Source organism: Streptomyces sp. CMB-StM0423 (genome assembly GCF_002847285.1).
Classification (GTDB): Bacteria; Actinomycetota; Actinomycetes; order Streptomycetales; family Streptomycetaceae; genus Streptomyces.
In genome coordinates, this window is the sequence record NZ_CP025407.1 from 3,066,962 (window position 1) to 3,092,789 (window position 25,828).

Genomic DNA, 25,828 nt, shown 5'->3' on the forward strand with positions numbered 1-25,828 from the left:
GACCAGAGGCCGGAGAACCAAGGCTGTGTCTGGATGCACGTACGGACGCGCATGCGCACGCGTACGAGCGCAAAGCAAAGGCAACTGAGGAAGCACGGGGATACGTCCCGGAGACGAGATGGTCGAGCAGGGCAAGCCGAAGCAGCCCCGCTACCCGCGGGGCCGGCGCGAGGGCGCTAGTGCGCCTCGGGTGTGTCGACCGGCTCGGAGACCATGCGCCAGACCGTAGAGACCACCCCCGGCAGGCCGCAACCGAATATCCCCGCCACACAAAAACCGCGGCGGACCCTCCCCCAGGAGGACCCGCCGCGGCAAGCGGCAAACAGCAGGCGGCAGGCGGCAAACAGCGGCCAGCAGCGCCAGGCGGTCAGACCAGCCCGAGGCCCCGTACCGCCTCGCGCTCCTCCGCAAGCTCCTTCACCGAGGCGTCGATGCGGGTCCGCGAGAACTCGTTGATCTCCAGCCCCTGCACGATCTCGTACGCACCGTCCGCGCACGTCACCGGGTACGACGAGATCAGCCCCTCCGGCACGCCGTACGAGCCGTCCGACGGGATGCCCATCGAGACCCAGTCGCCCTGCGCCGTGCCGTTGACCCACGAGTACACATGGTCCACCGCCGCGTTGGCCGCCGACGCCGCCGACGAGGCGCCGCGCGCCTCGATGATGGCCGCGCCGCGCTTGGCGACGGTCGGAATGAACTCGTCGGCCAGCCACTTCTCGTCGTTGACGACCTCGGCGGCGTTCTTCCCCGCGATCTCGGCGTGGAAGACGTCCGGGTACTGGGTCGCCGAGTGGTTGCCCCAGATCGTCAGCTTCTTGATGTCGCCGACCGCTGCGCCCGTCTTCTTCGCGAGCTGCGACAGCGCGCGGTTGTGGTCGAGGCGGGTCATCGCCGTGAACCGCTCGGCCGGTACGTCCGGGGCGGCGGCGCGGGCGATGAGCGCGTTGGTGTTGGCGGGGTTGCCGACGACGAGGACCTTGATGTCGTCCGCGGCGTGGTCGTTGATGGCCTTGCCCTGCGGCTTGAAGATGCCGCCGTTGGCCTCCAGCAGGTCGCCGCGCTCCATGCCCTTCGTCCGCGGGCGGGCGCCGACGAGCAGCGCGACGTTGGCGCCGGCGAAGGCGACGTTCGGGTCGTCGGTGATGTCGATGCCGCGCAGCAGCGGGAACGCGCAGTCGTCGAGCTCCATCGCCGTGCCCTCGGCGGCGCCGAGGGCCGGGGTGATCTCCAGCAGCCGCAGCTTGACCGGCACGTCCGGGCCGAGGAGCTGGCCGGAGGCGATACGGAAGAGCAGCGCGTAGCCGATCTGGCCGGCCGCGCCGGTGACGGTGACGGTGACGGGGCTGTCGGGAGTGCGGGTCATGGTGATCTCTCCGATGAGGGGGCGCGACGTACGGGCTGGCGGGGCCCGGGCGGCCAAGGGCAGCCGTGCCCCCGGGGGGTCAATCTATCCGACTGGCACGGAGTGCCGGTGGGCGGCCGGTATGGGCCCGGTCACGACGGCGGGTGAGGCGGAGTTGCCGGTACGGGCGGGAAGGGGGGTTGCACCCTGCCCGACGCCTACGACGGCGACCACGGCACGCCTACGCCTACGGCCACGACGCCTACGACGGCTACGACGGCTACGACGGCTACGACGGCTACGACGGCTACGACGGCAGCGTCCCCTTCGTACAGGCCGCGGTCCCGTCCGGCAGTTCCGCACACGCCCGTACGGCGTCCAGTTCCTCCGCCACGACCATCGCCGTGTAGCCCTCGCTCGTCCCGGCCGACGAGTCCTCGCGTACCGGCTCCTCGCCCGGCACCTCGGCCAGCGCGGTGACCGTCGAGCCGGGCTCCGCGGCGGTGATACGGGCCCATGCCGCCTTGCAGGGTTCGCTGTAGCGGATCTCCAGGACCATGTCGCCGATGGTCGTCTCCGTGGTCGTACGGGCGAAGTCGCCGCCGCAGCCCATCTCGTCGGCGTCCTTGCCCGTGCAGTCGTCGCCCTGGCACTCCACGCCCTCGGGCAACTCCGCCGTCTCGGACGGCGACTCGGCCCCGGACCCGGAGCCCGACGACTTCCCCGCCGGGCTGGAGTCGGGCTCCGGGCCGCCGCGGGGCTTCTGCTGTTCCTCGACGCCGGGGTCGGAGATCAGGCCGTGGCCGACGTAGACGACGCCGACGCCGCTCCCGGCGAGCAGCAGGGTGACGAGGCCGGCGAGGAGCACGCGGCGCAGGGGCCAGTTCTTCCGCGCGGGCGCCGCGGCGGGCGGGGCGGGAGCGGGTGCGGTGGATATCGGCCGGGTACGTGCCGTCTCGCCGGCCGGCTCCGGTGCGGGCGGCGGGGTGGGGCGGGAGAGCGCGCGGAGTTTGGTGGTCTCGTCGGTATCCCGGGCGGCGGGGTCGATGGCGTGGCTTTTGGCGTTGCGTCCGGCGTTCCCCCCGGCATCGGCCCCCGTGCCGGAACCGTCGTCGCCCCCGGTGTCCGAACCGAGCCCGGCCCCCTTCGCCGCCGCAGCCCCGATCCCGGCCCCTATCCCGGCCCCGGTTCTCTCGCCGACTCCCGTCCCCGCGTCGCCCTCCCCGGCCGCCCCCGTCGCCCGCCGCTCCGGCGGCGGCGGAGGTCCGGGACGTACCGCCGAGCGCTCCGTCGCGTCCGGGTGTACGGGCCTCTCCGCACCCCGCGGCGCGCCCCCGGTCCCGCCGAGGGGCGCCGTCTCCCCCGCACCGGGTATCTCCTCGCCGCGTCCCCTGCCCCGGCCCAGGACCCCCCGCAGTCCCCGCCCCTGGCGGCCGGGCTCCGAAGCGGGCGGGGCATCCGAGTCGGGCCGTGCCGCCCGCAGGGCGCGTAGCGCCGACTCGTTCCGCAGCTCCGCCCGGCTCCAGGCGCGGTCCGCCACGCTCCACTCGGTCATGAGCTGGTCGTCCCGCGCGCCCGTCACCTCCGCGAACGCGACGACCGACTCGCGCGACGGCATCAGCCGCCCGTTGAGGTAGCGCTCCCACGACGACCTGCTGTACCCGGTGCGGTCCGCGACCTCGGACACGGTCAGGCCGCTGCGGTCTACCAGCCGGCGCAGGTGTGCGGCGAAGTCCCGGATCTGCGGGTCGAGCTCCTCCGGCAGCTCCTTCCAGCGAGGCATCGCTACTCCCTTGTTCCCCCTTGGCCCCCGTGACGCGCTCCCGCTCCAGCATCGCATCTGCCAGCGCGGACGTGGAGATCCCGGGTATGATCCCGCCCCCCGCCGGCCCCTTCGCGGACCCCGGCCAGACCCCCCGCCGACCCCAGCCGGGCCCGGTGCAGGCGCCGGCCCGTCAGCGTACGGAGAAGTGGACCGCGTCCTCCAGGAACGGCACCTCAAGCCACGGGTCCGGCATCGCGACCAGCGCCAGCAGCACGATCGCCAGGCCCAGCACCCCGAACGTCACGATGTCCGTGAACCGGGACCGCACCGCCAGCATGCCCACCTCCGGCACCGTCCAGCGCAGCACGCCGCCGACGAGCAGTGCCCCGCCGACGATCAGCGAGCCCTCGCGGAACGGGCCCGCGGCCACCGTGATCAGCCCGGCCGCCGCTATCGCGAGCACCAGGAGTATCGGCCACTGCCGCACCGGCGGCGGGGCATGGCCGGACGCCGCCCGGCCGCCGCCCTCGGGGCGGACCGTGCCGCGGGTGGGGAACGCCGTGCGGCGGGCCATCACGGCGCCGCCGGCGCGGCCGTGCCCATCCCGGACGTACCGGCGGCCCCGTTCGCCCCCGTCGCGGTCTCCGCCGCCTCCACGACGTTGACCAGCAGCATCGCCCGAGTCATCGGCCCCACCCCGCCCGGGTTCGGCGACAGCCAGCCCGCGACGTCCGCGACGCCCGGGTGTACGTCCCCGACGATCTTGCCGTGCTCGTCGCGGCTCACGCCGACGTCCAGGACGGCGGCGCCCGGGCGGATGTCGGCCGGCTTGATCAGGTGCGGCGAGCCGGCCGCGGCCACGACGACGTCGGCCTGCCGGAGGTGCCCGGCGAGGTCGCGGGTGCCGGTGTGGCACTGGGTGACCGTGGCGTTCTCGGACTTGCGGGTGAGCATCAGCGGCAGCGACCGCCCGATGGTGACGCCGCGCCCGACGACCACGACGTGCGCCCCGTTCAGCTCCACGCCGAACCGGCGCAGCAGCCGGATGACGCCGTTGGGGGTGCAGGGCAGCGGCGCCGGCTCGTTGAGCACGAGCCGGCCCAGGTTCGTGGGGTGCAGCCCGTCGGCGTCCTTGGCCGGGTCGATCAGCTCCAGCACCCGGTTCTCGTCGATGTCCCGCGGCAGCGGCAACTGCACGATGTAGCCGGTGCAGTCCGGGTCCTCGTTCAGCTCGCGGACGACCGCCTCGATCTGCTCCTGCGTGGCCGTGGCGGGCAGCTCGCGCTGGATCGAGGCGATGCCGATTTCGGCGCAGTCGCGGTGCTTGCCCGCGACGTACTTCTGGCTGCCCGGGTCGTCGCCGACCAGGAGGGTTCCGAGGCCGGGCGTGACACCCCGGCCCTTGAGCGCCTGCACGCGCGTGGCAAGCTCGGACTTGATCGCGGCCGCGGTGGCCCTGCCGTCGAGAATCTGGGCGGTCATGGCCCCATCCTCCCCGATGCTGCGGGTAACAGACCAATCAGCCGGTCTGGACAGCCGTCCTCGGGCCAGGTCAGTGTGTCAGTACTCCAAAACCGCGGAAGAAGGGCACCGTGAGCCTCCCCGACCAGAACAACCCCTACGGCGGGCCCCAGGGCCAGCAACAGCAGGCGCAGCAGCAGCCTGCCCAGCAGCAGCCTTACGGCTACCCGCAGTACCCCGGCGCCAGCCAGCCGTATCCGGCGTACCCGGGCGGCCCCGGCCCGTACGGCGACGGCGGCGGCTATCCGACGAGCATCCCGGGCAAGGCGACCGCCGCCCGCATCATGATGTTCATCTCGGCCGGGCTGCAGTCCCTGCTCTCAGTCGTGCTGCTCATCGGCATCGCGGTCGACCCGGATGCCTTCGAGGACGGCTTCGAGGAAGGCTCGGGCGTCGAGGTCCCGGCCGAGGCGGTGGCCGTGGTCGCCGGCATCTACCTGGTGCACGCGATCCTGGGCATCGTCCTCGCCTCGCTGTTCGGCAGGGGCGCGGGGGGCGTGCGCGTCGGCAGCATCGTGTGGCTGAGCTTCCTCATCCTCTTCGGTGTGGTGGCGCTCCCGTTCGGCATCATCTGGATCACGCTCGGCATCATCTCGATCGTGATGGTCGCGAACCGCGACTCCGGGCGCTGGTTCTCCCGCCCCAGGCCGTGACATTCGTCTACGTGTACGAACGGAGCCCCGCCGGCGAAGCGGGGCTCCGTTCGTCTGGGCCTGCCGGGCCCGCGGTCCTCAGTGGTAGAAGTGCCGTGCGCCGGTGAGGTACATGGTCACGCCCGCCTTCTGCGCGGCCTCGATCACCTGCTCGTCGCGGATCGAGCCGCCCGGCTGCACCACGGCCCGTACCCCCGCGTCGAGCAGCACCTCGAGACCGTCGGGGAACGGGAAGAAGGCGTCCGAGGCGGCGTACGCCCCGGCCGCGCGCTCCGCGCCCGCGCGCTGCACGGCGAGCTTCGCCGAGTCGACGCGGTTGACCTGGCCCATGCCGACGCCCACGGTGGCGCCGTGCTTCGCCAGCAGGATCGCGTTGGACTTCACCGCGCGGCACGCCCGCCAGGCGAACGCCAGGTCCGCGAGGCCCGCCGCGTCGAGGCCCGCGCCCGCGGCGAGCTGCCAGCCCGCCGGGTCGTCGCCCTCGGCCTGGAAGACGTCCCGCTCCTGCACCAGCAGCCCGCCGTCGACGGGCCGGAACTCCTGCCCGCGCTGCGGCGTCCCGGCGCTGCGCAGGATGCGGATGTTCTTCTTCCGCGTCAGCGCCTCCAGCGCCCCGTCCTCGTACTCCGGCGCCACGATGACCTCGGTGAAGATCTCCGCGACCTGCTCGGCCATCTCCTTCGACACCGGCCGGTTGACGGCGATCACGCCGCCGTACGCGGACACGGGGTCGCAGGCGTGCGCCTTGCGGTGCGCCTCGGCGACGTCGTCGGCGACGGCGATGCCGCAGGGGTTGGCGTGCTTGATGACGGCGACGCAGGGGCGCTCGTGGTCGTACGCGGCGCGGCGGGCGGCCTCGGTGTCGACGTAGTTGTTGTACGACATCTCCTTGCCGTGCACCTGCTCGGCGCCGGGCAGGCCGGCACCGGAGCCGTCGGTGTAGAGGGCCGCGGCCTGGTGCGGGTTCTCGCCGTAGCGCAGGGGGTTCAGCCGGGTGTAGGCGGCACCGACGAAGTCCTGCGGTCCTTCGTCCGCGGGGGCGTAGTCCGCGGCGAACCAGTTGGCCACGGCCACGTCGTACGCCGCCGTGTGCTGGAACGCCTCCGCCGCGAGCCGCTTGCGCTGCGCCAGGTCGAAGCCGCCGTCCCCGACGGCCTTGAGCACCTCGTCGTAGCGCGCCGGGTTGACGACGACGGCGACCGACGGGTGGTTCTTCGCCGCGCCCCTGACCATCGACGGGCCGCCGATGTCGATCTGCTCCACGCACTCGTCGGGCGAGGCGCCGGAGGCGACGGTCTCGGCGAACGGGTAGAGGTTGCTCACCAGCAGCTCGAACGGCTCGACGCCCAACTCCGCGAGCTGCCGCCGGTGGTCGTCGAGGCGCAGGTCGGCGAGGAGGCCGGCGTGCACCCGCGGGTGCAGGGTCTTGACCCGGCCGTCCAGGCACTCGGGGAAGCCGGTCAGCTCCTCGACCTTCGTCACCGGCACGCCGGCGGCCGCGATGCGCGCGGCCGTCGAGCCGGTGGAGACGAGCGCGACCCCGGCCCCGTGCAGCCCGCGGGCCAGCTCCTCCAGGCCGGTCTTGTCGTAGACGCTGATCAGCGCGCGGCGTACCGGCCGCCGGGAGTCAGCCCCGGCAGCCTCTTCCGACGCGGAACCTGCCTTGCCCGGGGACCCAGAATTACTCACCGAACCGAACCTTTCGATCCTCGACGCGGTACCCGTCCCGGGCCAGCCGGCCCACGACGTCGACGAGCAGCCGCCGTTCGACTGCCTTGATGCGCTCGTGCAGCGCCTCGCCCCCGTCCCTGTGGTCCTCCTCGCGGACCTCGACCGCGCCCTGCGCGATGATCGGGCCGGTGTCGACGCCTTCGTCGACGAAGTGGACGGTGCACCCGGTGACCTTCACGCCGTGCGCGAGCGCGTCGCGTACGGCGTGGGCGCCCGGGAAGCTGGGGAGCAGCGCGGGGTGGGTGTTGACGAACCGGCCGCCGAAGCGGGCCAGGAACTCCTTCCCCACGATCTTCATGAACCCGGCCGAGACCACGAGGTCCGGCTCGTACGCGGCCGTGGCCTCGGCCAGCGCCCGGTCCCACTCCGCGCGGGTGGCGAAGTCCTGGACCCGGCAGACGAACGTCGGCAGCCCGGCGCGCTCCGCGCGCAGCAGCCCGGCGGCGCCGGCCTCGGCGGTGCGGTCGGCGCCGACCGCGACGACCTCGGCGCCGTAGGCGTCCGCCCCCTGCCCGGCGACGGCGTCGAGCAGGGCCTGCAGATTCGTACCGGAGCCGGAGACGAGCACGACGAGGCGGGCGGGCGCATGCGGAACCACGGGGGATCTCTCTTCGGCGGGCGATTGTGTGTCCGTACGAGCCGCGAGACCCTGGGGTGCCAGGGGTCCCGGGGAGGGGCGGCGGACGTCTGCCACCATACCGGGCGTCCCCTGGCGGGGCCGCGCCAGGCCGGGCGGGGTAGCGTCTCCGGTAGCAGTTACGCGCGCCCGCGCACGCGCCCCGGCCGCGCGGGCAGACGACCTGAGGAGACGACGCCGTCCAGATGCAGCAGGACCGACGCCGCAGCGCGGCCCTCCGACGCCCCGTCCCCGCAGCGGCCGGGGGCCCTTCGCAGTCCCCCGGCTGGTTCGGCGCGCCCCGGGACGTGCTCGTGCCCGGACAAGGCGGCGTCGTGTACCGCGACTCCAGGCCGCCGTCGGACCCCGAGGCGCCGGCGCCCCCGCCGGAGGGCGGCGGGCAGGGCGGCCAGGGGACGCCGGGCGGACAGGGCGGCCAGGGGCAGCCGCAGGGCGGGCCGCAGTACGGGCCCGGGCCTTACGGTGCTCCGCCGCAGGGTCCGCCGCAGAACGGTCCCGGGCCGCAGGACGCGCCGCCGCAGGGGCAACCGCCGCAGGGCCCGCAGGGATCGCCCGGTGGCGGCGGCCAGGGCGGGCCGCAGCACGGCGGCCAGGGCGGTCAGGACGGCCAGGGCAACGGGCAGGGCAACGGGCAGAACGGCGGTCAGGACCAGCCGCCGCCCCCGTGGGGCAACCAGTGGAGCAGCCACCAGCCGCCCCCCGGGCACGGCGGTTGGGGCGGCGGCGACCACGGCCAGCAGGGACCGGGTGGCCCGCAGGGCCAGGGTCCCGGTCCCGGCGGCTCCGGCGACGGGCAGGGACCGGGCCGCGACAACGGCCGGGACAACGGCCGCGACAACGGCGACGGGCCGGGGAAGAACCTGCGCTGGGACCCGACCGACCCGGTGCAGCGCCGCTCGCGGTACGCGCTGCTCGCCGGCATGTGGGGCTTCTTCTTCGCCCTGTTCAACTGGTGGCCGCTGGCCCTGCTCCTCGGTTCGCTCGCCCTCTACTGGGGCATCGACGCGCTCCGCGGCAAGTCCCGCGCGCCGGGCAACGGCGCGGCCGCCAACGGCCGCGCCAACGGCGGCGGCACGGACGCCTACGGCCAGCCGGTGCAGCGCCGGGCCCGGGGCGGCCGCCCGCACACCACGGCGGCGATCACCGGCATCGTGGCGGCAGGCATCACGCTGTCCATCGTGCTGATCGGGTTCTCGGTGCAGATCGCGTACCGCGACTACTTCAGCTGCCGCAGCGACGCGCTCACCGAGGCGTCGAAGGACCACTGCACCAACGAACTGCCCAAGCCGCTGCGGACGTTCTTCGAGCGCGACTGAGCGCGAGCAGCAGAGCAGTCGGTCACGTACGTGCCCGGGCGCCCCGCTGCGGCGGCGCCCGGGCACGGTGCGTACGGCGTCGGCTCGTGCCGTACGGCGTCGGCTCCTCTCGCACGGCGTCAGTCGCCGCCCGGTTCCTCCTCCCACTCCTCCGCCAGCCGTGAACGCGGCTCCCACAGCGGCCAGCCCTGCCGCCCCCAGGTCCACCGCCGCGGCCGTACGCGCCCGCGGGGCGCCGCCACCGACGTCTGCACCGGCAGCGGCGCCGCGCCGCGCAGCCGGACGGCCCGTACCGTGAGCGCCACCGGCACCCCGACCACCGCCGTCCACGCCACCGCCGCACCGCCGGCCTGCCACCACACCGGCCCGAAGGCCGCCAGCGTCTCCGTGCCGAGCGGCCCGCCGGCGAGCCACGCCACCGCGGCCGTGCCCGCGCCGCAGCCGAGCGCCGCCAGCGCCGTCACCCACACCGTGGGCCACCACCGCCAACTCGGCTCCCGCTCCCCCGCCACCGGCGCCGCGGCCCGCCCCGAAAGGCACCCGACGACGATGCCCGCCACCGCAGGAACCGCCGCGGCGGCCCAGGTCAGCGGCCCGCCGGGGCCTTCCCCCGGCACCGCGGCGAGCAGCGGGAAGACGGGCTGCACGGGGTAGTCGGCGGCGCCCAGCGGCGTCACCGTGCTCCCCGCCCCGACGGCGAAGCCGGGCCCGAGCCCGTACGCCGCCGCCCACATCGCGGCGTTCGGCAGCAGCGCCAGCGCGAGGAGGAAGACACCGAACCGGCCGGAGACCGTCGTGGACAGGGACAGGAAGTGCTCCTGCGCGACGGCCGCGTGCGCGACAAGGGCGACCGCGCACAGCAGCGCCCCGCCGCCGAGCAGCGCGAAGACCCCCGCAGCGCCCGCCCGCGCGGCGGCCTCCGCGCGCGGAGCAGCCCCGGCCCGGGCGTCGGCGGCGCCCGGGTGCCAGCGGCGGGGCAGCAGCACGGCGGGCGTCCCGGCCGCGGACCACACCCCGGCGGCGGTGGCCGCCGCCACCGTCAGCGGCACCACCGCGGCGACGCTGGGCGGCGCGGCGTGCAGCGGCCCGCCCAGCGCGTAGCCGGTGACCCCGGCGGCGACGGCGAGGTAGCCGCAGGCCACCCACGCGCCGGTGGCCAGCGGCGCGAGCTGCGGCCTGCCGTCCTGCGGGGTGAGCGCGTCGCGCGCGCCGCGGTGCAGGAGGAAGACGGGCAGCGCCGTGAGCAGCAGCGGGGTGAGGCCGACGGGGGCGGGCGTGCCGGTGCGCGTCTCGGTGCGTACGAGATCGGCGCCGTGGGCGAGAAGCCACAGGTCGGCAACGATGTGCAGGGCGCCGCCCGGACCGCTGTCGGGGTATGGGGACGTGATCCACAGCAGCAGCACGAGCACGGCGAGAAAGCCGAGGCCGAGGCCGGCGGCGAGGAATCCGCTCGCCAGCGCCGCGACGACGGCGGCGCTGCGGGCGCCCTGGGCCTGGTGCCGGGGCGATAACGACGGGGCGAGGTCGGTCAATTGGCTCACGGCCGCCATGGTGCCAAATTAACCCGTTTCGCCCTGGTAACGAGCCTTTGCCCGTCGTGTTGGCCACGATGGTGCTATGGACCCTGACATATCCCCGCCGCCCGGGCCGCCGGTCCCGCTCGGGCCCCGGGAGAGGCGCCGGCGGCGGCGCGGGCAGGGGCGGTCTCCCGATCTGGAAGACACCGAGGAGATCCCGGTCGTGGGCCTGGCCGGGGCGGGGGCGGGGGCGGACACGTGGACCGGAGGGACCGGAGCATACGGACTTGGGCCGGCCGGCGGGACGCCCCGGAACCGGGCGGCGGCGGGCCGGGCGCACCGGGTCGGCGTGTACGGGAGCCAGGCGTACCGCGCCGGCCGGCGGGCCGCCGCCGCGCGGAACTCCGCGGCCGCCGCCGACACCACGGCCGCCGCCGCGGAGGCCGCGTACGACGCGCTCTACCAGCGCTGCGCCGCTGACGTCACCCGGCACACATACCTGCTCACCGGCGACCACGCCCTGACCCGCGACGCCGTCGAGCGCGCCTTCCACCTGGCGTGGGAGCGGTGGCCGGAGGTGGCCACGGACCGGGATCCGCCGGGGTGGGTGCGGGCGGCGGCGTTCGGGTACGTGCAGGAGCCCTGGGAGTGGCTGCGCGCCCGGTGGCGGCGCCGGGCGCGGCGCGGGGAGGCGGCGGGTGAGGACGAGCTCGGCCGGGACGGGGCGGGCGGGGAGGAGGGCTGCGGCGAGGAGGCGGACCGGCGGGTGTTCGCGGCGCTGCGGGCGCTGCCGCAGTCGTACCGCAGCGCCGTCGTCGTCTACGACGTCGTCGGGCTCGACCTGCCCGAAGCCGCCGCCGAGCTGGAGGCCAGCACCGTCGCCACCGCCGGGCGGGTCACGCACGCGCACGAGGCGCTGGCCGAAGCCGTGCCGGAGCTGGGGGCGCTGCCGGAGCGCAGGCGGGCGGAGGAGCTGCGCGCCCGGCTGCGGCGGTTCGCCGCGGCGCAGCCGATACGCACCCTGCCCCCGGGCACGGCACGGCAGCGCAGCGAGCGCCGTACCGACCGGCAGTTGCGCCGCTACGCCCTGCTGGCCGCCGTCATCTTCCTGATCGCCGCCGTCGTCTCCGTCACCGGTGAGATCCAGGCCCGCAACAGAGCCACGTCACCGGTGAAGCCGGCGTGGCTGACCGGCAGGTCCGTCTGGCCGCCCGCCCCCGGCCACGGCGCCCCGCCCGCACCGGGATTCCGTACCCCGGGCCCCGCCGTCGGCTCCGGCTACGGTCCGCCCGCCACGCCGCTCGCGCCCGGTCCAGCCGCCGCGCCCGCGGGCGAACGGGACCACCCGTCCGTGGGACCCGTCCGCGGCACGTCAGGTTGACGCGCACCTCCCCGGCACGCGAGAGCGGGCCCGCCCCGGGTGGGGCGGGCCCGCTCTCGTTCCGTAACGGGGGCCTCCGCCGAGACCTGCGCGGCGAGCCGCAATCAGCCCGCCAGCACCTCGCGGGCCAGCCGCGCCGTCTCCGACGGCGTCTTGCCGACCTTCACGCCCGCGGCCTCCAGCGCTTCCTGCTTCGCCTGGGCCGTGCCCGAGGAGCCGGAGACGATGGCGCCGGCGTGGCCCATGGTCTTGCCCTCGGGGGCGGTGAAGCCGGCGACGTAGCCGACGACCGGCTTCGTCACATGGGCCTTGATGTAGTCCGCGGCCCGCTCCTCGGCGTCGCCGCCGATTTCGCCGATCATCACGATCAGGTCGGTGTCGGGGTCGGCCTCGAAGGCTTCGAGCGCGTCGATGTGGGTGGTGCCGATCACCGGGTCGCCGCCGATGCCGACGCAGGTGGAGAAGCCGATGTCGCGGAGCTCGTACATCATCTGGTACGTCAGCGTGCCGGACTTCGAGACCAGGCCGATGCGGCCGGGCTTGGTGATGTCCGCGGGGATGATGCCGGCGTTGGACTGGCCCGGGGTGATCAGACCGGGGCAGTTGGGGCCGATGATGCGCGTCTTGTTGCCCTTGGCGCCCCCGTACGCCCAGAAGGCGGCGGTGTCGTGGACCGCGATGCCCTCGGTGATGACCACCGCGAGCGGGATCTCGGCGTCGATGGCCTCGATCACGGCGGACTTGGTGAACTTCTCCGGCACGAAGATGACCGTGACGTCCGCGCCGGTGGTGTCGATGGCCTCCTTAACGGAGCCGAAGACCGGGATCTCCGTGCCATCGAAGTCGACCTTCTGGCCCGCCTTGCGGGGGTTGACCCCGCCGACGACGTTGGCGCCGGACGCCAGCATCCGCCGGGTGTGCTTCTGGCCCTCCGAGCCGGTCATGCCCTGGACGATGACCTTGGAGTCCTTGGTGAGGAAGATAGCCATGGTTTTCTTCTGCCCTCTGTCCTTACTTGGCGGCCAGCTCGGCGGCGCGGTCGGCGGCGCCGTCCATCGTGTCCACCTGCTCGACGAGCGGGTGGTTGGCGTCGCTGAGGATCTTGCGGCCCAGCTCGGCGTTGTTGCCGTCGAGCCGCACGACCAGCGGCTTGGTGACGTCCTCGCCCTTGCTCTTGAGCAGTTCCAGGGCCTGCACGATGCCGTTGGCGACCGCGTCGCACGCGGTGATGCCGCCGAAGACGTTGACGAAGACGGACCGGACGTCCGGGTCGCCGAGGATGATCTCCAGGCCGTTGGCCATCACGTCGGCGGAGGCGCCGCCGCCGATGTCGAGGAAGTTGGCGGGCTTGACGCCGCTGTGCTTCTCGCCCGCGTACGCGACGACGTCGAGGGTGGACATGACCAGACCCGCGCCGTTGCCGATGATGCCGACCTGGCCGTCGAGCTTCACGTAGTTGAGGCCCTTGGCCTTGGCGGCGGCCTCCAGCGGGTTGGCGGCGGCCTTGTCCTCGAAAGCGACGTGGTCGGGCTGGCGGAACTCGGCGTTCTCGTCCAGCGACACCTTGCCGTCCAGCGCGAGGACCTTGCCGTCGGCGGTCTTGACCAGCGGGTTGACCTCGACCAGGAGGGCGTCCTCCTTGACGAAGACGGTCCACAGCGTCTGCAGGACCTCGACGACCTGGTCGGTGAGCTCGGCGGGGAAGCGCGCGGCCTCGACGATCTCGCGGGCCTTGGCCTCGGTCACGCCCTCGTTGGCGTCGACGGGGATCTTGGCCAGCGCCTCCGGCTTGGTGGCCGCGACCTCCTCGATGTCCATGCCGCCCTCGACGGAGGCCATGGCGAGGAAGGTGCGGTTGGCGCGGTCGAGGAGATACGACACGTAGTACTCGTCGGCGATGTCCGCGGTCTGGGCGAGCATCACCTTGTGGACCGTGTGGCCCTTGATGTCCATGCCCAGAATCTGGCCGGCCTTCACGACGGCGTCGTCGGGGTCGGACGCCAGCTTCACGCCGCCCGCCTTGCCCCGGCCGCCGGTCTTGACCTGGGCCTTGACGACGGCGCGACCGCCGAGTTCCGCGGTCACCTGGCGCGCCGCCTCGGGCGTGTCGATGACTTCGCCGGCCAGCACCGGTACACCATGCTTGGCGAAGAGATCCCTCGCCTGGTACTCGAACAGATCCACGCGCGTCCGTCCCTTGTGATTCAGTCGTGTCGCGTTGTAATGGCAGGGTCGCCTTGCAGATTAGCCCTGCCCGACAGCCCGGCATAAATCCGGGGTCACACCGGCGCGGTGAGAACGGTCACAAGTGCGGTTCCCGGGTGAGCGGGTACGGATGGGGCACGGGGGACTCCTTTCCGCGTCCCGCTACGTCGCCGCGGGGACGGGCAGCGGACGGCCCTCGAGCGCCGCCGCCATCACCTCGGGAAAGAGCTCGGGCGTACAGGCGAACGCGGGTGCGCCGAGGGCGGCGAGCGCGGCCGCGTGATCACGGTCGTACGCGGGCGCCCCTTCGTCGGAGAGCGCAAGCAGCGCGACGAACTGCACGCCGGACGCCTTCATCGCGGCGACCCGCTTCAGCATCTCCTGGCGTATGCCGCCCTCGTACAGGTCGCTGATGAGCACGACGACGGTGTCGGCGGGGCGGGTGAGGCGCTGCTGGCAGTACGCGAGCGCCCTGTTGATGTCCGTACCGCCGCCGAGCTGGGTGCCGAAGAGCACGTCGACGGGGTCGCTGAGCTGGTCGGTGAGGTCGACGACGGCGGTGTCGAAGGCGACGAGGCGGGTCGCGAGGGAGCGCATCGAGGCGAGGACGGCGCCGAAGACGGAGGCGTAGACGACGGACGCGGCCATGGAGCCGGACTGGTCGATGGCGAGGACGACTTCCTTGCGGACGGAGCGGGCGGCGCGCGCGTAGCCGACGAGGCGCTCGGGGACGACGGTGCGGTGCTCGGGGACGTAGTGCTTGAGGTTGGCGCGGATGGTGCGGTCCCAGTCGATGTCGCGGTGCCGGGGGCGCTGCACGCGGGCGGCCCGGTCGAGGGCGCCGGTGAGGGTGGCGCGGGTGCGGGCGGCGAGCTTGCGCTCCAGGTCGTCGGTGACCTGCCGGACGACGGTGCGGGCGGTCTCGCGGGCCTCGTCGGGCATGGCCTTGGCGAGGGAGAGGAGCGTGCCCACGAGATGCACGTCGGGCTCGACGGCGGCGAGCATCTCGGGCTCCAGGAGGAGCGAGGCGATGCCGAGGCGGTCGATGGCGTCGCGCTGCATGACCTGGACGACGGGGGTCGGGAAGTACTCCCGCACGTCGCCGAGCCACCGGGCCACCTGCGGCGCGGACCCGCCGAGCCCGGCCCGGCGCCGGCCGCTGCGGCCGGGTTGCTCTGCGCCCCCGTAGAGAGCTGCCAGCACCTGATCCATCCCGGCGTCGTCGCCACCCAGCGCGGCCCCGGTCCCGTCCCCGCCGCCTTCACCGCCCAACACCAGCCGCCACCGCCGCAACCGCTCTCCCGCGGGGGCGGCGGGAGATGTGGGTGTGGAGGTCGGGGGCACGGGGCGGGGTCGGGGGTGGAGTTACCGGGGGTGGGGCCGGCGGGGGCCGCGTCCGCGGAGCGGACAGCGAACGAAGGGGCAGAGGAGTCCGGAGGGGCGGGAGTTGGGGTCACGGGGTCGGTGGCGGGGGCCGCGGACTCGGCGGGGGTGGGCATCTTGGGCTCCTCTGCCGGGGTGTGGGGGTCTGGAGACGAACCGGGTGCGGGCTTCACGGTTGTCCCTCCTCGGTGCCGAGCAGGGCGCGGAGCGTGGGCAGGACCGCGGCCGCGCGGGCGATGTCGATCTCGTCGGCGAAGCCGGGCAGGCCCTCCGGCTCCGCCGGGCCCGCGGCGGAGGTGCCGCGGCGCACCAACTCTCCGATGGCGCGCCGGGCTCCGGGCTCGTACTCGGCGAACGTCCGCCGCAGCAGCGGCAGCACGTCCGTGAAGGCGTCGCCGGACAGCCCGGTCAGCCAGCCGTCGACCAGCGCGAGCAGCCGCTCGTCGTGGACGAGGAGCATGCCGCCGTCGCCGCCGAGGAAGCCCTCGACCCACGCGGCGGCGTCCGCGGGCGGCACGGCGTGCGACAGCGCGAGGCCCATGACCCGCTCCGCCTCCGCGGCCGGCATCCGGCCGCCGTCGAGGAGCAGCCGCACGGCCCGGCCCCGGATGAGACCGGGCACGGTGTCCCGGCCCGCCAGCACCCGCAACGCACCGGCCCACCGCCCCCGCAGCGAACCAGCCGTGTCAACGACCGCCGCCCCCGCCGCCGCACCGCCACCGGCGGCGTCCGGTCCGCGTCCTCCGTTCACCGCACCGCCGGAGGCGGCCGCCTCCGAACCGGCGTCTCCCGATCCCGTGCCCGCGTCCAGCAGCACCACCGCCGCGTGCACCGCGTCGACGTGCGTGCGCATCTCCTGTGCCCCGTCCGTGTCGAGACCCACGCACGCGGCCGGAAGGCCGACGAAGATGCGGTCGGCCAGACCCGTGGCGACCTCCGCGAGCGCCGCGGTCTCCGTGCCGCGGACGTCGCCGTAGCGGACGGCGCGGGCCAGCGCGGGGAGGGCCGCGGCCAGGTGGCCGACGTCGGTGTCGAGCGCGGCGCGGTCGGCGAGCGCCCGCATGGCGACCGGCAGGGCGTCGGTCAGCTCGGCGAGCAGGCACTGCTCGGCCAGCGCCGTCACCTGCGCCAGCGAACCGGCCTGCGCCGCCTCGTACTCGGCCTTGGCCGTGGCCGCCGCGACCACCGTCGTGCCCCAGAGCGCCGCCTCCACGACGCGTACGGACAGGTCCGGCTCCCACCGCAGGTTCCATGTCTCGCGGAACGTGCCGGTGCTCGCCCGGGAGGCCGCGGGCACGCCCCAGTCGATGCCGAGCAGCCGCAGCCGGTGCAGCAGGCGGCTGCGCCCGGCGTCGGTCTCCTTGCGCAGGTCGAGCTGCAGCTCGCGCTCCTCCGCCGCCGGCTTGAGCCGCAACGCCCGCTGCGTACGCGCCAGATCGCGCTGCAGCGGCACGGCGGGCGCCGACTCCGGCACCTCGCCGAGCGCGTCGCCCACGACGAGCCGGTCGGCGACGAGCGCCAGCGGCACCTCGGAGCCGTCGCACATCACGGCCCGTACGGCATCGAGCGTCTCGGCCAGCCCGGCGAGCGGGCGGCCCCGCATCGTGGCCAGCGCGGTGGCGAGCCGCACGGCCTCGATGACGTGTGCGGACGAGACCGTACGGCCCTCGGCGCGCAGCAGGTCGGCGACCTTGATCAACCAGCGCTCGATGGGCCGGTCCGGGACCTCGAAGAGGTGCGCGTACCAGCCGGGGGAGTCGATGCCCGCCCCGTAGCCGCTCTGCCGCGCCAGCCGGCGGTGGGTCCACGGCACCCAGGCCACCTCGGTCTTGACCTTGGGCAGGCCCTTGAGCAGACGGCGGTCGGCCGTGACGGTGGTACGGGTCCGCAGCGCGGGCACGTGCCACGCACCGCAGACGACGGCGACCTGCCCGTCGAACTCGCGCCGCGCCTCCCGCAGCCGCAGCCGCATGTGCGCTTCGCGCACCAGGTCCCGGTCGTGCCCTCCGTCCCCGTACCGCTCGCGCAACGCGCCCATCGCCTCGCCCAGCGCGACGAACGTCGCGGCGACGTCACCGCCGCCGGCCCCGTAGGCGTCCGGGCCCCGGAGGTCGGCGGTGGCGGAGCCCTCGGCGGCCGGCGCCGCGGAGTCCCCGGCACCGGTCGCGGTGACCGTACGACCGCCCCGCTCCCCCGCTTCCGCACCCGGTTTGGGCATGCGGTGCTCGATCGCGTCCTCCCACCACCTCTCCGGATCGTCGTAGCCGGCGGCCTCCGCGAGGACCGCCAACGGGTCGATGCGCAGCGCCTCGGGGTTGAGCCCCGGCACTTCCCCTCCCTGGCCTCCTGCTCCGTCCCCCTCGTCTGGCCGGCCTTCCTCCGGGCCCTCGCCCGGCCCCGGTGCGCCCGGGGCCAGTTGGCCGGCGCCGGCCATCGCGAGGGTGTGGGTGGCGGGAAGGTCGATGAAGCGGACCGGGACACCGTGGCGCAGCGCCCAGCGGATCGCGACCCACTCCGGCGAGAAGTGCGCCAGCGGCCAGAACCCCGCCCGCGCCGGCTCGTCCACGGCGTGGGCCAGCAGCGCGACGGGCGGCCGCATCTCCTCGTCGCCGGCCAGTCCCACGATCGCGTCCGCCTCCGGCGGCCCCTCGATGAGCACGGCCCGCGGCCGGTACGCGTCCAGCGCCGCGGCGACCCCGCGCGCGGAGCCGGGCCCGTGGTGCCGCACGCCGAGCAGCAGCGGCTCGACGGCCGCGGCGCTCCGCGTGCTCCCCTCCTCCACACCGCTCACAGCCCGCTCCCCCTCCACGACCCCGACTCCCCCGCCCAAGCGCTCCGCACCCCTCCCTGCCACGCCTGCGGCGACTCTCCCGGCCACGGATTCCGCGCCCCTCCCCGCCAGGCGCCCCGCGGCTTCCCCGGCCACGGGCCCGGTGCCGCTCGCGGCCACGGCCCGCGCGGCTTCCCCGGCCGCGGGCGCCGCGCCTCCCCCTGCCATGTGTCCCGCGTCCTCCTGCCGCGCGCCGGCGAACTCCTCCCCCGCATACGCCTCTTCCGCCACCTTCACCCCCTCACTCCCTTCCTTACTTCTTTATGTGCGGCACTCCGGTGGGGTCACGCCGTGAGCTCGCGGCAGGCGCGGTAGAAGTCCTTCCAGCCCTCGCGCTCGCGGACGACCGTTTCCAGGTACTCCTGCCAGACCACGCTGTCCGCCGCCGGATCGCGGACCACCGCGCTCTGGATGCCCGCCGCCACGTCGCTCGCACGCAGCACCCCGTCGCCGAAGTGGGCCGCCAGCGCGAGGCCGCCGGTGACCACGGATATCGCCTCGGCCGTCGAGAGCGTCCCGGACGGGGACTTGACCTTCGTCCGGCCGTCGGACGTCTGTCCGTCGCGCAGTTCGCGGAAGACCGTGACGACCCTGCGGATCTCGTCGACCGCCTCGGGGACCGGCGGGAGCTGGAGCGAGGCGCCGATCTGGGCGACGCGCTGGGTGACGATGCCGACCTCGTCCTCGGGGGACGCCGGGAGCGGCAGCACCACCGTGTTGAAGCGGCGGCGCAGCGCGCTCGACAGCTCGTTGATCCCGCGGTCGCGGTCGTTGGCCGTCGCGATGACGTTGAACCCCCGGACCGCCTGGACCTCGTCGCCCAGCTCCGCGATCGGCAGCGTCTTCTCCGACAGGATCGTGATGAGCGAGTCCTGCACGTCGGCGGGGATACGGGTCAGCTCCTCGACCCGCGCCGTCATGCCCTCCGCCATCGCCCGCATCACGGGGCTGGGCACCAGCGCCTCCCGGCTGGGGCCGGCGGCCAGCAACTGCGCGTAGTTCCACCCGTAGCGGATCGCCTCCTCCGGGGTGCCCGCCGTCCCCTGCACGAGCAGGGTCGAATCGCCGCTGACGGCGGCGGCCAGGTGCTCCGAGACCCAGGTCTTCGCCGTGCCGGGCACGCCGAGGAGCAGCAGCGCCCGGTCCGTCGCCAGCGTGGCGACCGCCACCTCCACGATCCGGCGCGGGCCGATGTACTTGGGCGTGATGGCCGTGCCGTCCGGGAGCGTGCCGCCCAGCAGATACGTGGACACCGCCCACGGCGACAGCCGCCAGCGCGGCGGCCTGGGCCGGTCGTCCGCGGCGGCGAGGGCCGCCAGTTCATGCGCGAAGGCGTCCTCGGCGTGCGGCCGCAGCGCGGCGTCCGCGGCCGCGGACCCGCCGGTGCCCGCGGACCCCTCGGACTCCGCGGCCGTGCCCGCCTCGCCGCTGCCCCCGATGGCCGCGCCTGCCCCTGTCGTGGTCGTCATCGTCCCCTCCTCGCCGACTCGGTCGCAGCCGCCGCCCGCTACCGCCGCGGTGACTGCGGAAACCACCATGCCGCACGGCACTGACACCGCCCCCGCGCCTGTGGACAGCGCAGGTCGGAGCCGTTGTCAGTGGGGGGTCGTAGCGTCGTGGGCATGGACGGGCTGAGCGAACGGTGGAGCGTGGATCAGGTGTGGGGGCTGGCGCCTGACGCCTCGTCACGTACGGCGGGCAGCAAGCTCGCCGCGGCCGGGCCGTGGGTGGAGTCCGGGGCCGCGGGCGAGGCGGTGTGGGGGCTGTGCCGCGGGAGCGGGAGCAGGCCGTATCAGACGGTGGTGGATCTGCAGGGCGCGGCGTACAAGTGCAGTTGCCCGAGCCGGAAGTTCCCGTGCAAGCACGCGCTGGGGCTGCTGCTGCGCTGGGCGCAGGGCGACGTACCCGGGACCCAGGCGGGAGCGCCGGTTCCGGAGTGGGCGGCGGAGTGGCTGGCGAGCCGCCGGGAGAAGGCGGAGCGGAAGGCAGCCGCCGGGCCCGCGGCGGAGCGGGCCCCGGATCCGGCGGCGGCGGCCGAGGCCCGGCGGCGGGCGGAGCAGCGGCGGCAGCGGATCGCCGCGGGCGCCGTGGAGCTGGAGCAGCGGCTGGCGGACCTGCTGCGCGACGGGCTGGCGACGGCGCCGCGGGGCGCGGTGTGGGAGGAGACGGCGGCGCGGATGGTCGACGCGCAGGCGCCCGGGCTGGCGGCGCGGGTGCGGGAGTTGGGGACGCTGCCCGCTTCGGGACCCGGGTGGCCGGCGCGGCTGCTCGCCGAGTGCAGCCTGCTGCATCTGCTGGACCAGGGGTTCCTGCGGCTGGACGAGCTGCCCGAGCCGCTGGCGGCGACGGTGCGGGCGCGAGTGGGCCTGACTGTCGACGCCGCGGGGCTGCTGCGCGGCGGCACGCTGCGGGACGACTGGCTGGTGCTGGCCCAGGAGGACGCCGACGACGGCAAGTTGGTCACGCGCCGCATCTGGCTGTGGGGCGCGGGCACGGGGCGGATGGCGCTGCTGCTGGCGTACGGCGCGGCGGGCCGGGCGCCGGAGCAGTCGCTGCCGACGGGCCTGCTGCTGGACGCGGAGCTGGCCTATCACCCGGGCGCGTACCCGCTGCGCGCGGCGCTGGGCACGGTCCATGCGGGCCCGCGGACCCCGGCGGCGGGGGGCGGCCGGGAGGAGCGGTCCCTGCCGCCGGGTTCCGGAGTGGCGGCGGTGGCCGCGGCGTACGGGGCGGCGCTGGCGGCGGACCCGTGGCTGGAGGGGATACCGGCTGTCCTCACGGACGTGGTCCCGGTGCCGGAAGAGGGCGACGGGGGCTGGCAGTTGGCCGAGCGCACGGGCGACCGCGCGCTGCCGCTCCACCCGGCCGCGGGGCGCGGCCCGGGCGTGTGGCAGCTCCTCGCGGTGTCGGGGGGCGGCCCGGTCACGGTCTTCGGCGAGTTCGGCCACGCGGGCTTCCGCCCGCTGACCACGTGGTCGGCGGGCACGGCGGTCCCGCTGACGGGCGCGGTCGCGGCGGTGGCGGGGGCGCCGATCGCGGCGGCGAAGGGCGGAGGCGCATGGCGCTGACGCGGAATCGGGAGGAGTTGCGGCGCGAAGGACCGGCGGGGGCCGGCCGGCGGGGCGCGAGGCGTACGGGACGGGCGGCGGCCGTCGTGGCGTCGGCGCGCGGGTGCGGGGTTCGGGCGGTGTGCGGGTCTTCGGAGGGGGTCGTATGACTGTGGGGACGGCGGTGGAGACGCAGGTCTTCGGGGGCTGGGGCGAGTTGGTCGGAGCGGCTGTCGTCGGGGGCGGGCGGCGGGGGGTCGACGAGGGGGCGCTGCTCGACGCCGCCGCCGCGGCCACCGTGCGGCGGCGGGCCGGGGTCGTGCCGGGACCCGCGCGGCGGCTGCCCGAGCCCGCCGCGCACGATCCGCGGCCCCGGCTGCCCGCCGCCGCGCGGCGGCGCCTCGCCGGGCTGCTCGCGGACCGCTCCGGTACGGGCGGCGGCACCCGGCGGCGCGGGCCCACGCCCGACCTGGCCGAGCTGATACCGGAGTGGCTGCGGCACGCCGTCGAGTGCGGCTACCAGGCGCCGCCCGAGTTGCTGCCCCCGCTGCTCGACGCCGCCCGGGCCCGTATCGACCTGCGGCCGCACGCGCTGGCCCTCGCCGGGCCGCGCGGACTGTGGCTCGCCGAACGGGCGCCGCAGTGGGCGCCGCTGCTGCGCGACGGCGCGGCCGGGCCCGCGCTGCCCGACCCGCGCGACGCGGGCGCCGTCCGCGCGCTGTGGGAGGAGGGGCCGCGGACCGGCGGGCCGGGGACCAGCCAGGTGCGCGGCGCGCTCTTCGCCGAGGTGCGCAGGGCCGACCCCGCGGGCGCGGTCGCGCTGCTGACCACGACCTGGCCGGCCGAGAAGGCGGAGGACCGGCTCGCGTTCGTGGAGCTGCTGCGCACGGGGCTGTCCCTCGCCGACGAGCCGTTCCTGGAGGAGGCCCTGGCCGATCGCAGCCGCGGCGTACGGGCCGCGGCGGCCGAACTCCTCGCCGGGCTCCCCGGTTCCGCGCTGGCCGGGCGGATGGCCGCGCGGGTGCGGTCGCTGGTGATGCTCGACCGCAGCGAGGAGCCGCCGGTCGTCGCGGTGGAGGCGCCGTACGAGTGCGACGCGGCCATGCAGCGGGACGGGATCGTGGCCACGCCGCCGGCGGGCATGGGCGAGCGGTCGTGGTGGTTCGGGCAGTTGGTCGCGGCGGCGCCGCTGGCGGTATGGACGGAGGTCTTCGACGACCGGACGCCGGCGGAGGTCATCGATCTGCCCGTCGCCGACGGCTGGCGGCCCGATCTGCTCGCCGCCTGGAGCCGCGCCGCCGCCCGGCAGCACGACGCCGCCTGGGCCCGCGCCCTCCTCGGCACCGCCCCGACCTCGCCGCCGAACGAGCCGCCGCCCTTCACCGCGGGCCCGCCCTCCCCGGCGCGCATCCCCGCACCCGGCAGCACGTCGGGCGGCGGCGAGCACGTTCCCGGGCGGGACCCGGCGCGGCTGCTCACCGCGCTGCCCGAGACGGAACGGGCCGCGTGGGTCGCCGAGTTCATCTCGGCGCACGGTCTGTCCGAGGCGTTCCGCCTCCTCGGCGCGTGCGCCGTGCCGTGGCCGGAGGAGCTGGGCCGGGCCGTGGTCGACGCCCTGGAGATCGCGCGGGACGGCGGCAGTTACCCGTGGAGCTTCAGCGGCGTGATGGGCCTCGCGGAGCGCTGCCTCGACCCCTCGTACGCCGTCCGCCTCGAACCGCTGGCCGCGATGCACGAGGAGGCGGAGGAGAGTTCGCCCGGCGCCGCCGGGTACTGGTCGGAGGCGTTCCAGCGGCTGGTCGCCACCCTGCGGATACGCGCCGCGATGCGCGACGAGCTGACCACGCCCGCTGCCCTGCGGCCCTGAGGGACGCGGGCGCGCAGGCGGTCACCCGCCGCTCCCGGTGGCGCAATGCGCCACCGGGTGCGCGCCCTCGGGGCGTACGCCCTACGCGCCCGCCGGCTCCCGCACGTGCGTCCGCACCCACTCCACCACTTCGGTCGTCGCCGCGCCCGGCGTGAAGATCGCCGCGACACCCAGCCCCTTCAACTGCGGGATGTCGTCCTCCGGGATGATCCCGCCGCCGAACAGCTTGATGTCCAGCGCGTCCCGCTCCCGCAGCAGCTCCACGACCTTGCCGAAGAGCGTCATGTGCGCGCCCGAGAGGATGGAGAGGCCGATCGCCTCGGCATCCTCCTGGATCGCGGTGTCGACGATCTGCTCCGGCGTCTGGTGCAGGCCCGTGTAGATGACCTCCATGCCGGCGTCGCGCAGCGCCCGCGCGATGACCTTGGCCCCGCGGTCATGGCCGTCGAGTCCCGGCTTGGCCACCACCACGCGGATCGGACCGGTGCCACTCATCGCTGCCTCCATCGCGCCGTCCCGCGCGTTCGTGAATCCTTCGAGGGTGTGAACGAACGTTATCCCCAGCATCGCGCACCCCGGCCGACCGCAACATCCGGGGAGGGGGAAATCACACGGGCGGCCACCGGCAAATCGGACAGCCGTGGCCCCGGTCTTACCCTCGGGTACTCGAAAAATCGGGCAAGTGCCCCGAACGCGCCCCGGCGAAACCAAGGAAAGATTGTCGAGCCGTGGGACGCCCGGTACAGTCGCGGCAGTCTCCTGCTCCCGAGGCGAAAGAGAAGTGGTGAACGACCGTCCCCCGCCGGGCTTCCCCACCCCGGCCTCTCCCGCTGGCGACGCCTCCGCCTATGGAAGCCTCGACAGCTACGGGTACGGCTACGACACCTCCGGCCACGGCGGCGGTTCCGGTGAAGAGCCTCTCCATCACGGCTATCAGAGCTACGACCAGAGCTATGACGGCTACGACGCGAGCCACTCGGCCGCGTACGACTCGGGCACCTACGCCACCACCGGCTACGAGGCCGGCGGCTATCTGACGCCCGACGCCACCACGTCGTGGGACACCGGTACGCAGTCCGCCGACTTCGGCGCGTACAGCGCGAACGGCCTGTACGGCACGGCCGATCCCTACGCCACTGACGCCCACGCCTCCGGCGGCTACGACGTCTCCGCGCTCTGGACGGAAGCAGCCACCGACACCCCGGCCGCCGGCGTTCCGACCGGCGGCATCCCGCGGCAGGCGGGCCCGGCCGACGACTACGGCTACCCCTCGGCGAGCGCCCCGGCCGCGCAGTGGAACACCACCGGCGAGTGGTCCGGCTGGGACACCGGCGCGCAGTACGACGGTGCGCAGTACGACGGTGCGCAGTACGAGGCCGCGCAGTACGACGGTACGCAGCACGGGGCCGCGGCGTACGACGGCACGCAGTACGACGGCACGCAGTACGAGGCCGTGCAGCACGAAGTCCCGCAGCACACCGGCACGCAGTACGACACCGCCGCCGGCTGGGACACCGGCCACTACGACACCGCGGCGTACGCGGAGGCGGCCACGGACACGTCGGGCTACCCCGACGCCACGGCGTACGCCGAAGCCACCGCGTACCCCGAGGCGTACGGCGACACCGCGGCGGCCACCGCCGCGTACGACGAGCACGCGGCCTACGCCCCGGACTTCGCGAACGCCGCGCACGCCGACCCCGACGCGACCTCCGCCTGGGACTTCGCCGCCCTCGCCGGGCACGACGGCGTCGCAGGCACCGGCGGCCCCGACAAGCCGGACGGGTTCGACCACCCCGACGCGCCCGGGACCCCCGCGACACTCGACGCCGACCCCGCACCCAGCACAGCGCGCCGGCCGGCCGGCGCCCCCGTCGGCCGCGCCGTACGCGCCCGCCGCCGCTGTCCCAAGCGCTCCGCGCTGCTGACCGTGGCCGTGCCGTCCATCGCCGTCGTCGGCGTGGCCGGTGTCGCCGCCGCGACCGTCACGGGCACCGGCAAGGGCGGCGCCGAGGGCGACGGCAAGACGACGCAGGCGGCTGCGGACACGGCCTCCGCGAAGACCTCGAAGGCCAACGCGGCGCTGGACACGCAGCTTCGCGGCGTCACCGAGGACGCCGACGACTTCGCCGACCGCGCCAGCCGCACCCAGGAGCGCATCGACCTCAAGGAGAAGCAGGAGGCCGAGCGGAAGCGGGAGGCGGAGGAGGCGGCGCGCAAGGAGGCGCTGCGCCCGAAGTTCGCGGTCCCGGTCGACAGCCCGGGGCTCAGCGCGTACTACGGCCAGGCGGGCGTCAACTGGATGTCCGTGCACACCGGCATCGACTTCCCCGTCTCGTACGGCAGCGAGGTCAAGGCCGCCACCGACGGCACGGTCACCACCCGCTACGACTACTCGTACGGGAACATGCTGGTCCTCACCGCCGCCGACGGCACCGAGACGTGGTACGCCCACCTCGACAGCTACGCCATCACCACCGGCCCCGTACAGGCGGGCGACGTCGTCGCCTACTCCGGCAACTCCGGCAACTCCACGGGACCGCACCTGCACTTCGAGGTGCACCCCGGCGGCGGCTCCGCCATCGACCCGCTCGCCTGGCTGCAGGAGAAGGGCCTCGACCCGCAGTAGG

The 25,828-nt window shown here is 75.1% G+C and carries 19 protein-coding genes; 6 read left to right on the forward strand and 13 right to left on the reverse strand.

What is annotated here, in order from left to right:
* Positions 1 to 367: 367 nt before the first annotated feature.
* From CXR04_RS12975 to CXR04_RS12990, 4 genes are all read right to left on the reverse strand, one after another.
* Positions 368 to 1,366, reverse strand: a complete 999-nt coding sequence (locus tag CXR04_RS12975; protein ID WP_101422109.1) for a malate dehydrogenase — start codon at positions 1,364 to 1,366, stop codon at positions 368 to 370.
* 286 nt (positions 1,367 to 1,652) lie between these two features.
* A complete protein-coding gene (locus tag CXR04_RS36415) occupies positions 1,653 to 3,128 on the reverse strand; it encodes a helix-turn-helix domain-containing protein (protein WP_101422111.1) in 1,476 nt (491 codons plus the stop codon).
* A 172-nt stretch (positions 3,129 to 3,300) separates the two neighbouring features.
* On the reverse strand, positions 3,301 to 3,684 hold the full coding sequence (locus CXR04_RS12985; protein ID WP_101422113.1) for a DUF3017 domain-containing protein: 384 nt from the start codon (positions 3,682 to 3,684) through the stop codon (positions 3,301 to 3,303).
* Positions 3,684 to 4,592 (reverse strand): bifunctional methylenetetrahydrofolate dehydrogenase/methenyltetrahydrofolate cyclohydrolase, encoded by a 909-nt coding sequence (locus CXR04_RS12990; RefSeq protein WP_101422115.1) that lies wholly within the window; start codon positions 4,590 to 4,592, stop codon positions 3,684 to 3,686. The genes CXR04_RS12985 and CXR04_RS12990 overlap by 1 nt, the downstream gene beginning before the upstream one ends.
* Positions 4,593 to 4,702: 110 nt before the next feature.
* Between CXR04_RS12990 and CXR04_RS12995 the strand changes: the two genes are divergently transcribed.
* The gene (locus CXR04_RS12995) at positions 4,703 to 5,284 is read left to right on the forward strand and encodes a hypothetical protein (protein WP_101422117.1); all 582 of its coding nucleotides are present in this window, start codon (positions 4,703 to 4,705) and stop codon (positions 5,282 to 5,284) included.
* A gap of 78 nt (positions 5,285 to 5,362) precedes the next feature.
* Here CXR04_RS12995 and purH read toward each other — a convergent pair whose 3' ends face one another.
* The gene (gene purH / locus CXR04_RS13000) at positions 5,363 to 6,973 is read right to left on the reverse strand and encodes a bifunctional phosphoribosylaminoimidazolecarboxamide formyltransferase/IMP cyclohydrolase (protein ID WP_101422119.1); all 1,611 of its coding nucleotides are present in this window, start codon (positions 6,971 to 6,973) and stop codon (positions 5,363 to 5,365) included.
* Positions 6,966 to 7,613 carry a phosphoribosylglycinamide formyltransferase gene (gene purN, locus CXR04_RS13005; protein WP_101422121.1) on the reverse strand — a complete coding sequence of 216 codons (648 nt, stop codon included), beginning with the start codon at positions 7,611 to 7,613 and terminating at the stop codon, positions 6,966 to 6,968. Before purN ends, purH begins: the two co-directional genes overlap by 8 nt.
* Positions 7,614 to 7,837: 224 nt before the next feature.
* Between purN and CXR04_RS13010 the strand changes: the two genes are divergently transcribed.
* The gene (locus tag CXR04_RS13010) at positions 7,838 to 8,968 is read left to right on the forward strand and encodes a hypothetical protein (RefSeq protein WP_159072309.1); all 1,131 of its coding nucleotides are present in this window, start codon (positions 7,838 to 7,840) and stop codon (positions 8,966 to 8,968) included.
* Between the two features lie 119 nt (positions 8,969 to 9,087).
* Here CXR04_RS13010 and CXR04_RS13015 read toward each other — a convergent pair whose 3' ends face one another.
* A complete protein-coding gene (locus CXR04_RS13015; protein WP_159072310.1) occupies positions 9,088 to 10,509 on the reverse strand; it encodes a cell division protein PerM in 1,422 nt (473 codons plus the stop codon).
* A gap of 325 nt (positions 10,510 to 10,834) precedes the next feature.
* On the opposite strand from CXR04_RS13015, the gene CXR04_RS13020 reads away from it, so the two are divergent.
* The gene (locus CXR04_RS13020) at positions 10,835 to 11,866 is read left to right on the forward strand and encodes an RNA polymerase sigma factor (protein ID WP_101422125.1); all 1,032 of its coding nucleotides are present in this window, start codon (positions 10,835 to 10,837) and stop codon (positions 11,864 to 11,866) included.
* A gap of 104 nt (positions 11,867 to 11,970) precedes the next feature.
* On the opposite strand, the gene sucD is transcribed toward CXR04_RS13020, so the two are convergent.
* The 5 genes from sucD to CXR04_RS13045 form a co-directional block, all read right to left on the reverse strand.
* Positions 11,971 to 12,855: a succinate--CoA ligase subunit alpha gene (gene sucD / locus CXR04_RS13025; protein WP_101422127.1), complete on the reverse strand. Its 885-nt coding sequence runs from the start codon at positions 12,853 to 12,855 to the stop codon at positions 11,971 to 11,973.
* 22 nt (positions 12,856 to 12,877) lie between these two features.
* A complete protein-coding gene (sucC, locus tag CXR04_RS13030; RefSeq protein ID WP_101422129.1) occupies positions 12,878 to 14,050 on the reverse strand; it encodes an ADP-forming succinate--CoA ligase subunit beta in 1,173 nt (390 codons plus the stop codon).
* Between the two features lie 183 nt (positions 14,051 to 14,233).
* Positions 14,234 to 15,415, reverse strand: a complete 1,182-nt coding sequence (locus CXR04_RS13035) for a VWA domain-containing protein (protein ID WP_101422131.1) — start codon at positions 15,413 to 15,415, stop codon at positions 14,234 to 14,236.
* A 208-nt stretch (positions 15,416 to 15,623) separates the two neighbouring features.
* Positions 15,624 to 18,515: a DUF5682 family protein gene (locus CXR04_RS13040; RefSeq protein WP_442802454.1), complete on the reverse strand. Its 2,892-nt coding sequence runs from the start codon at positions 18,513 to 18,515 to the stop codon at positions 15,624 to 15,626.
* Between the two features lie 53 nt (positions 18,516 to 18,568).
* Complete coding sequence (locus CXR04_RS13045) at positions 18,569 to 19,753, reverse strand: ATP-binding protein (RefSeq protein WP_101422135.1); 1,185 nt, start codon at positions 19,751 to 19,753, stop codon at positions 18,569 to 18,571.
* A 147-nt stretch (positions 19,754 to 19,900) separates the two neighbouring features.
* Between CXR04_RS13045 and CXR04_RS13050 the strand changes: the two genes are divergently transcribed.
* Entirely contained in the window at positions 19,901 to 21,352 is a 1,452-nt protein-coding gene (locus tag CXR04_RS13050; RefSeq protein WP_101422137.1) for an SWIM zinc finger family protein, read from the forward strand.
* Positions 21,353 to 21,497: 145 nt separating this feature from the next.
* The gene (locus CXR04_RS13055; protein WP_234380209.1) at positions 21,498 to 23,198 is read left to right on the forward strand and encodes a DUF5691 domain-containing protein; all 1,701 of its coding nucleotides are present in this window, start codon (positions 21,498 to 21,500) and stop codon (positions 23,196 to 23,198) included.
* Between the two features lie 81 nt (positions 23,199 to 23,279).
* On the opposite strand, the gene CXR04_RS13060 is transcribed toward CXR04_RS13055, so the two are convergent.
* Positions 23,280 to 23,693, reverse strand: a complete 414-nt coding sequence (locus CXR04_RS13060; protein WP_047017636.1) for a cobalamin B12-binding domain-containing protein — start codon at positions 23,691 to 23,693, stop codon at positions 23,280 to 23,282.
* Between the two features lie 289 nt (positions 23,694 to 23,982).
* Between CXR04_RS13060 and CXR04_RS13065 the strand changes: the two genes are divergently transcribed.
* The gene (locus tag CXR04_RS13065; RefSeq protein ID WP_101426342.1) at positions 23,983 to 25,827 is read left to right on the forward strand and encodes a M23 family metallopeptidase; all 1,845 of its coding nucleotides are present in this window, start codon (positions 23,983 to 23,985) and stop codon (positions 25,825 to 25,827) included.
* Position 25,828 lies beyond the last annotated feature (1 nt).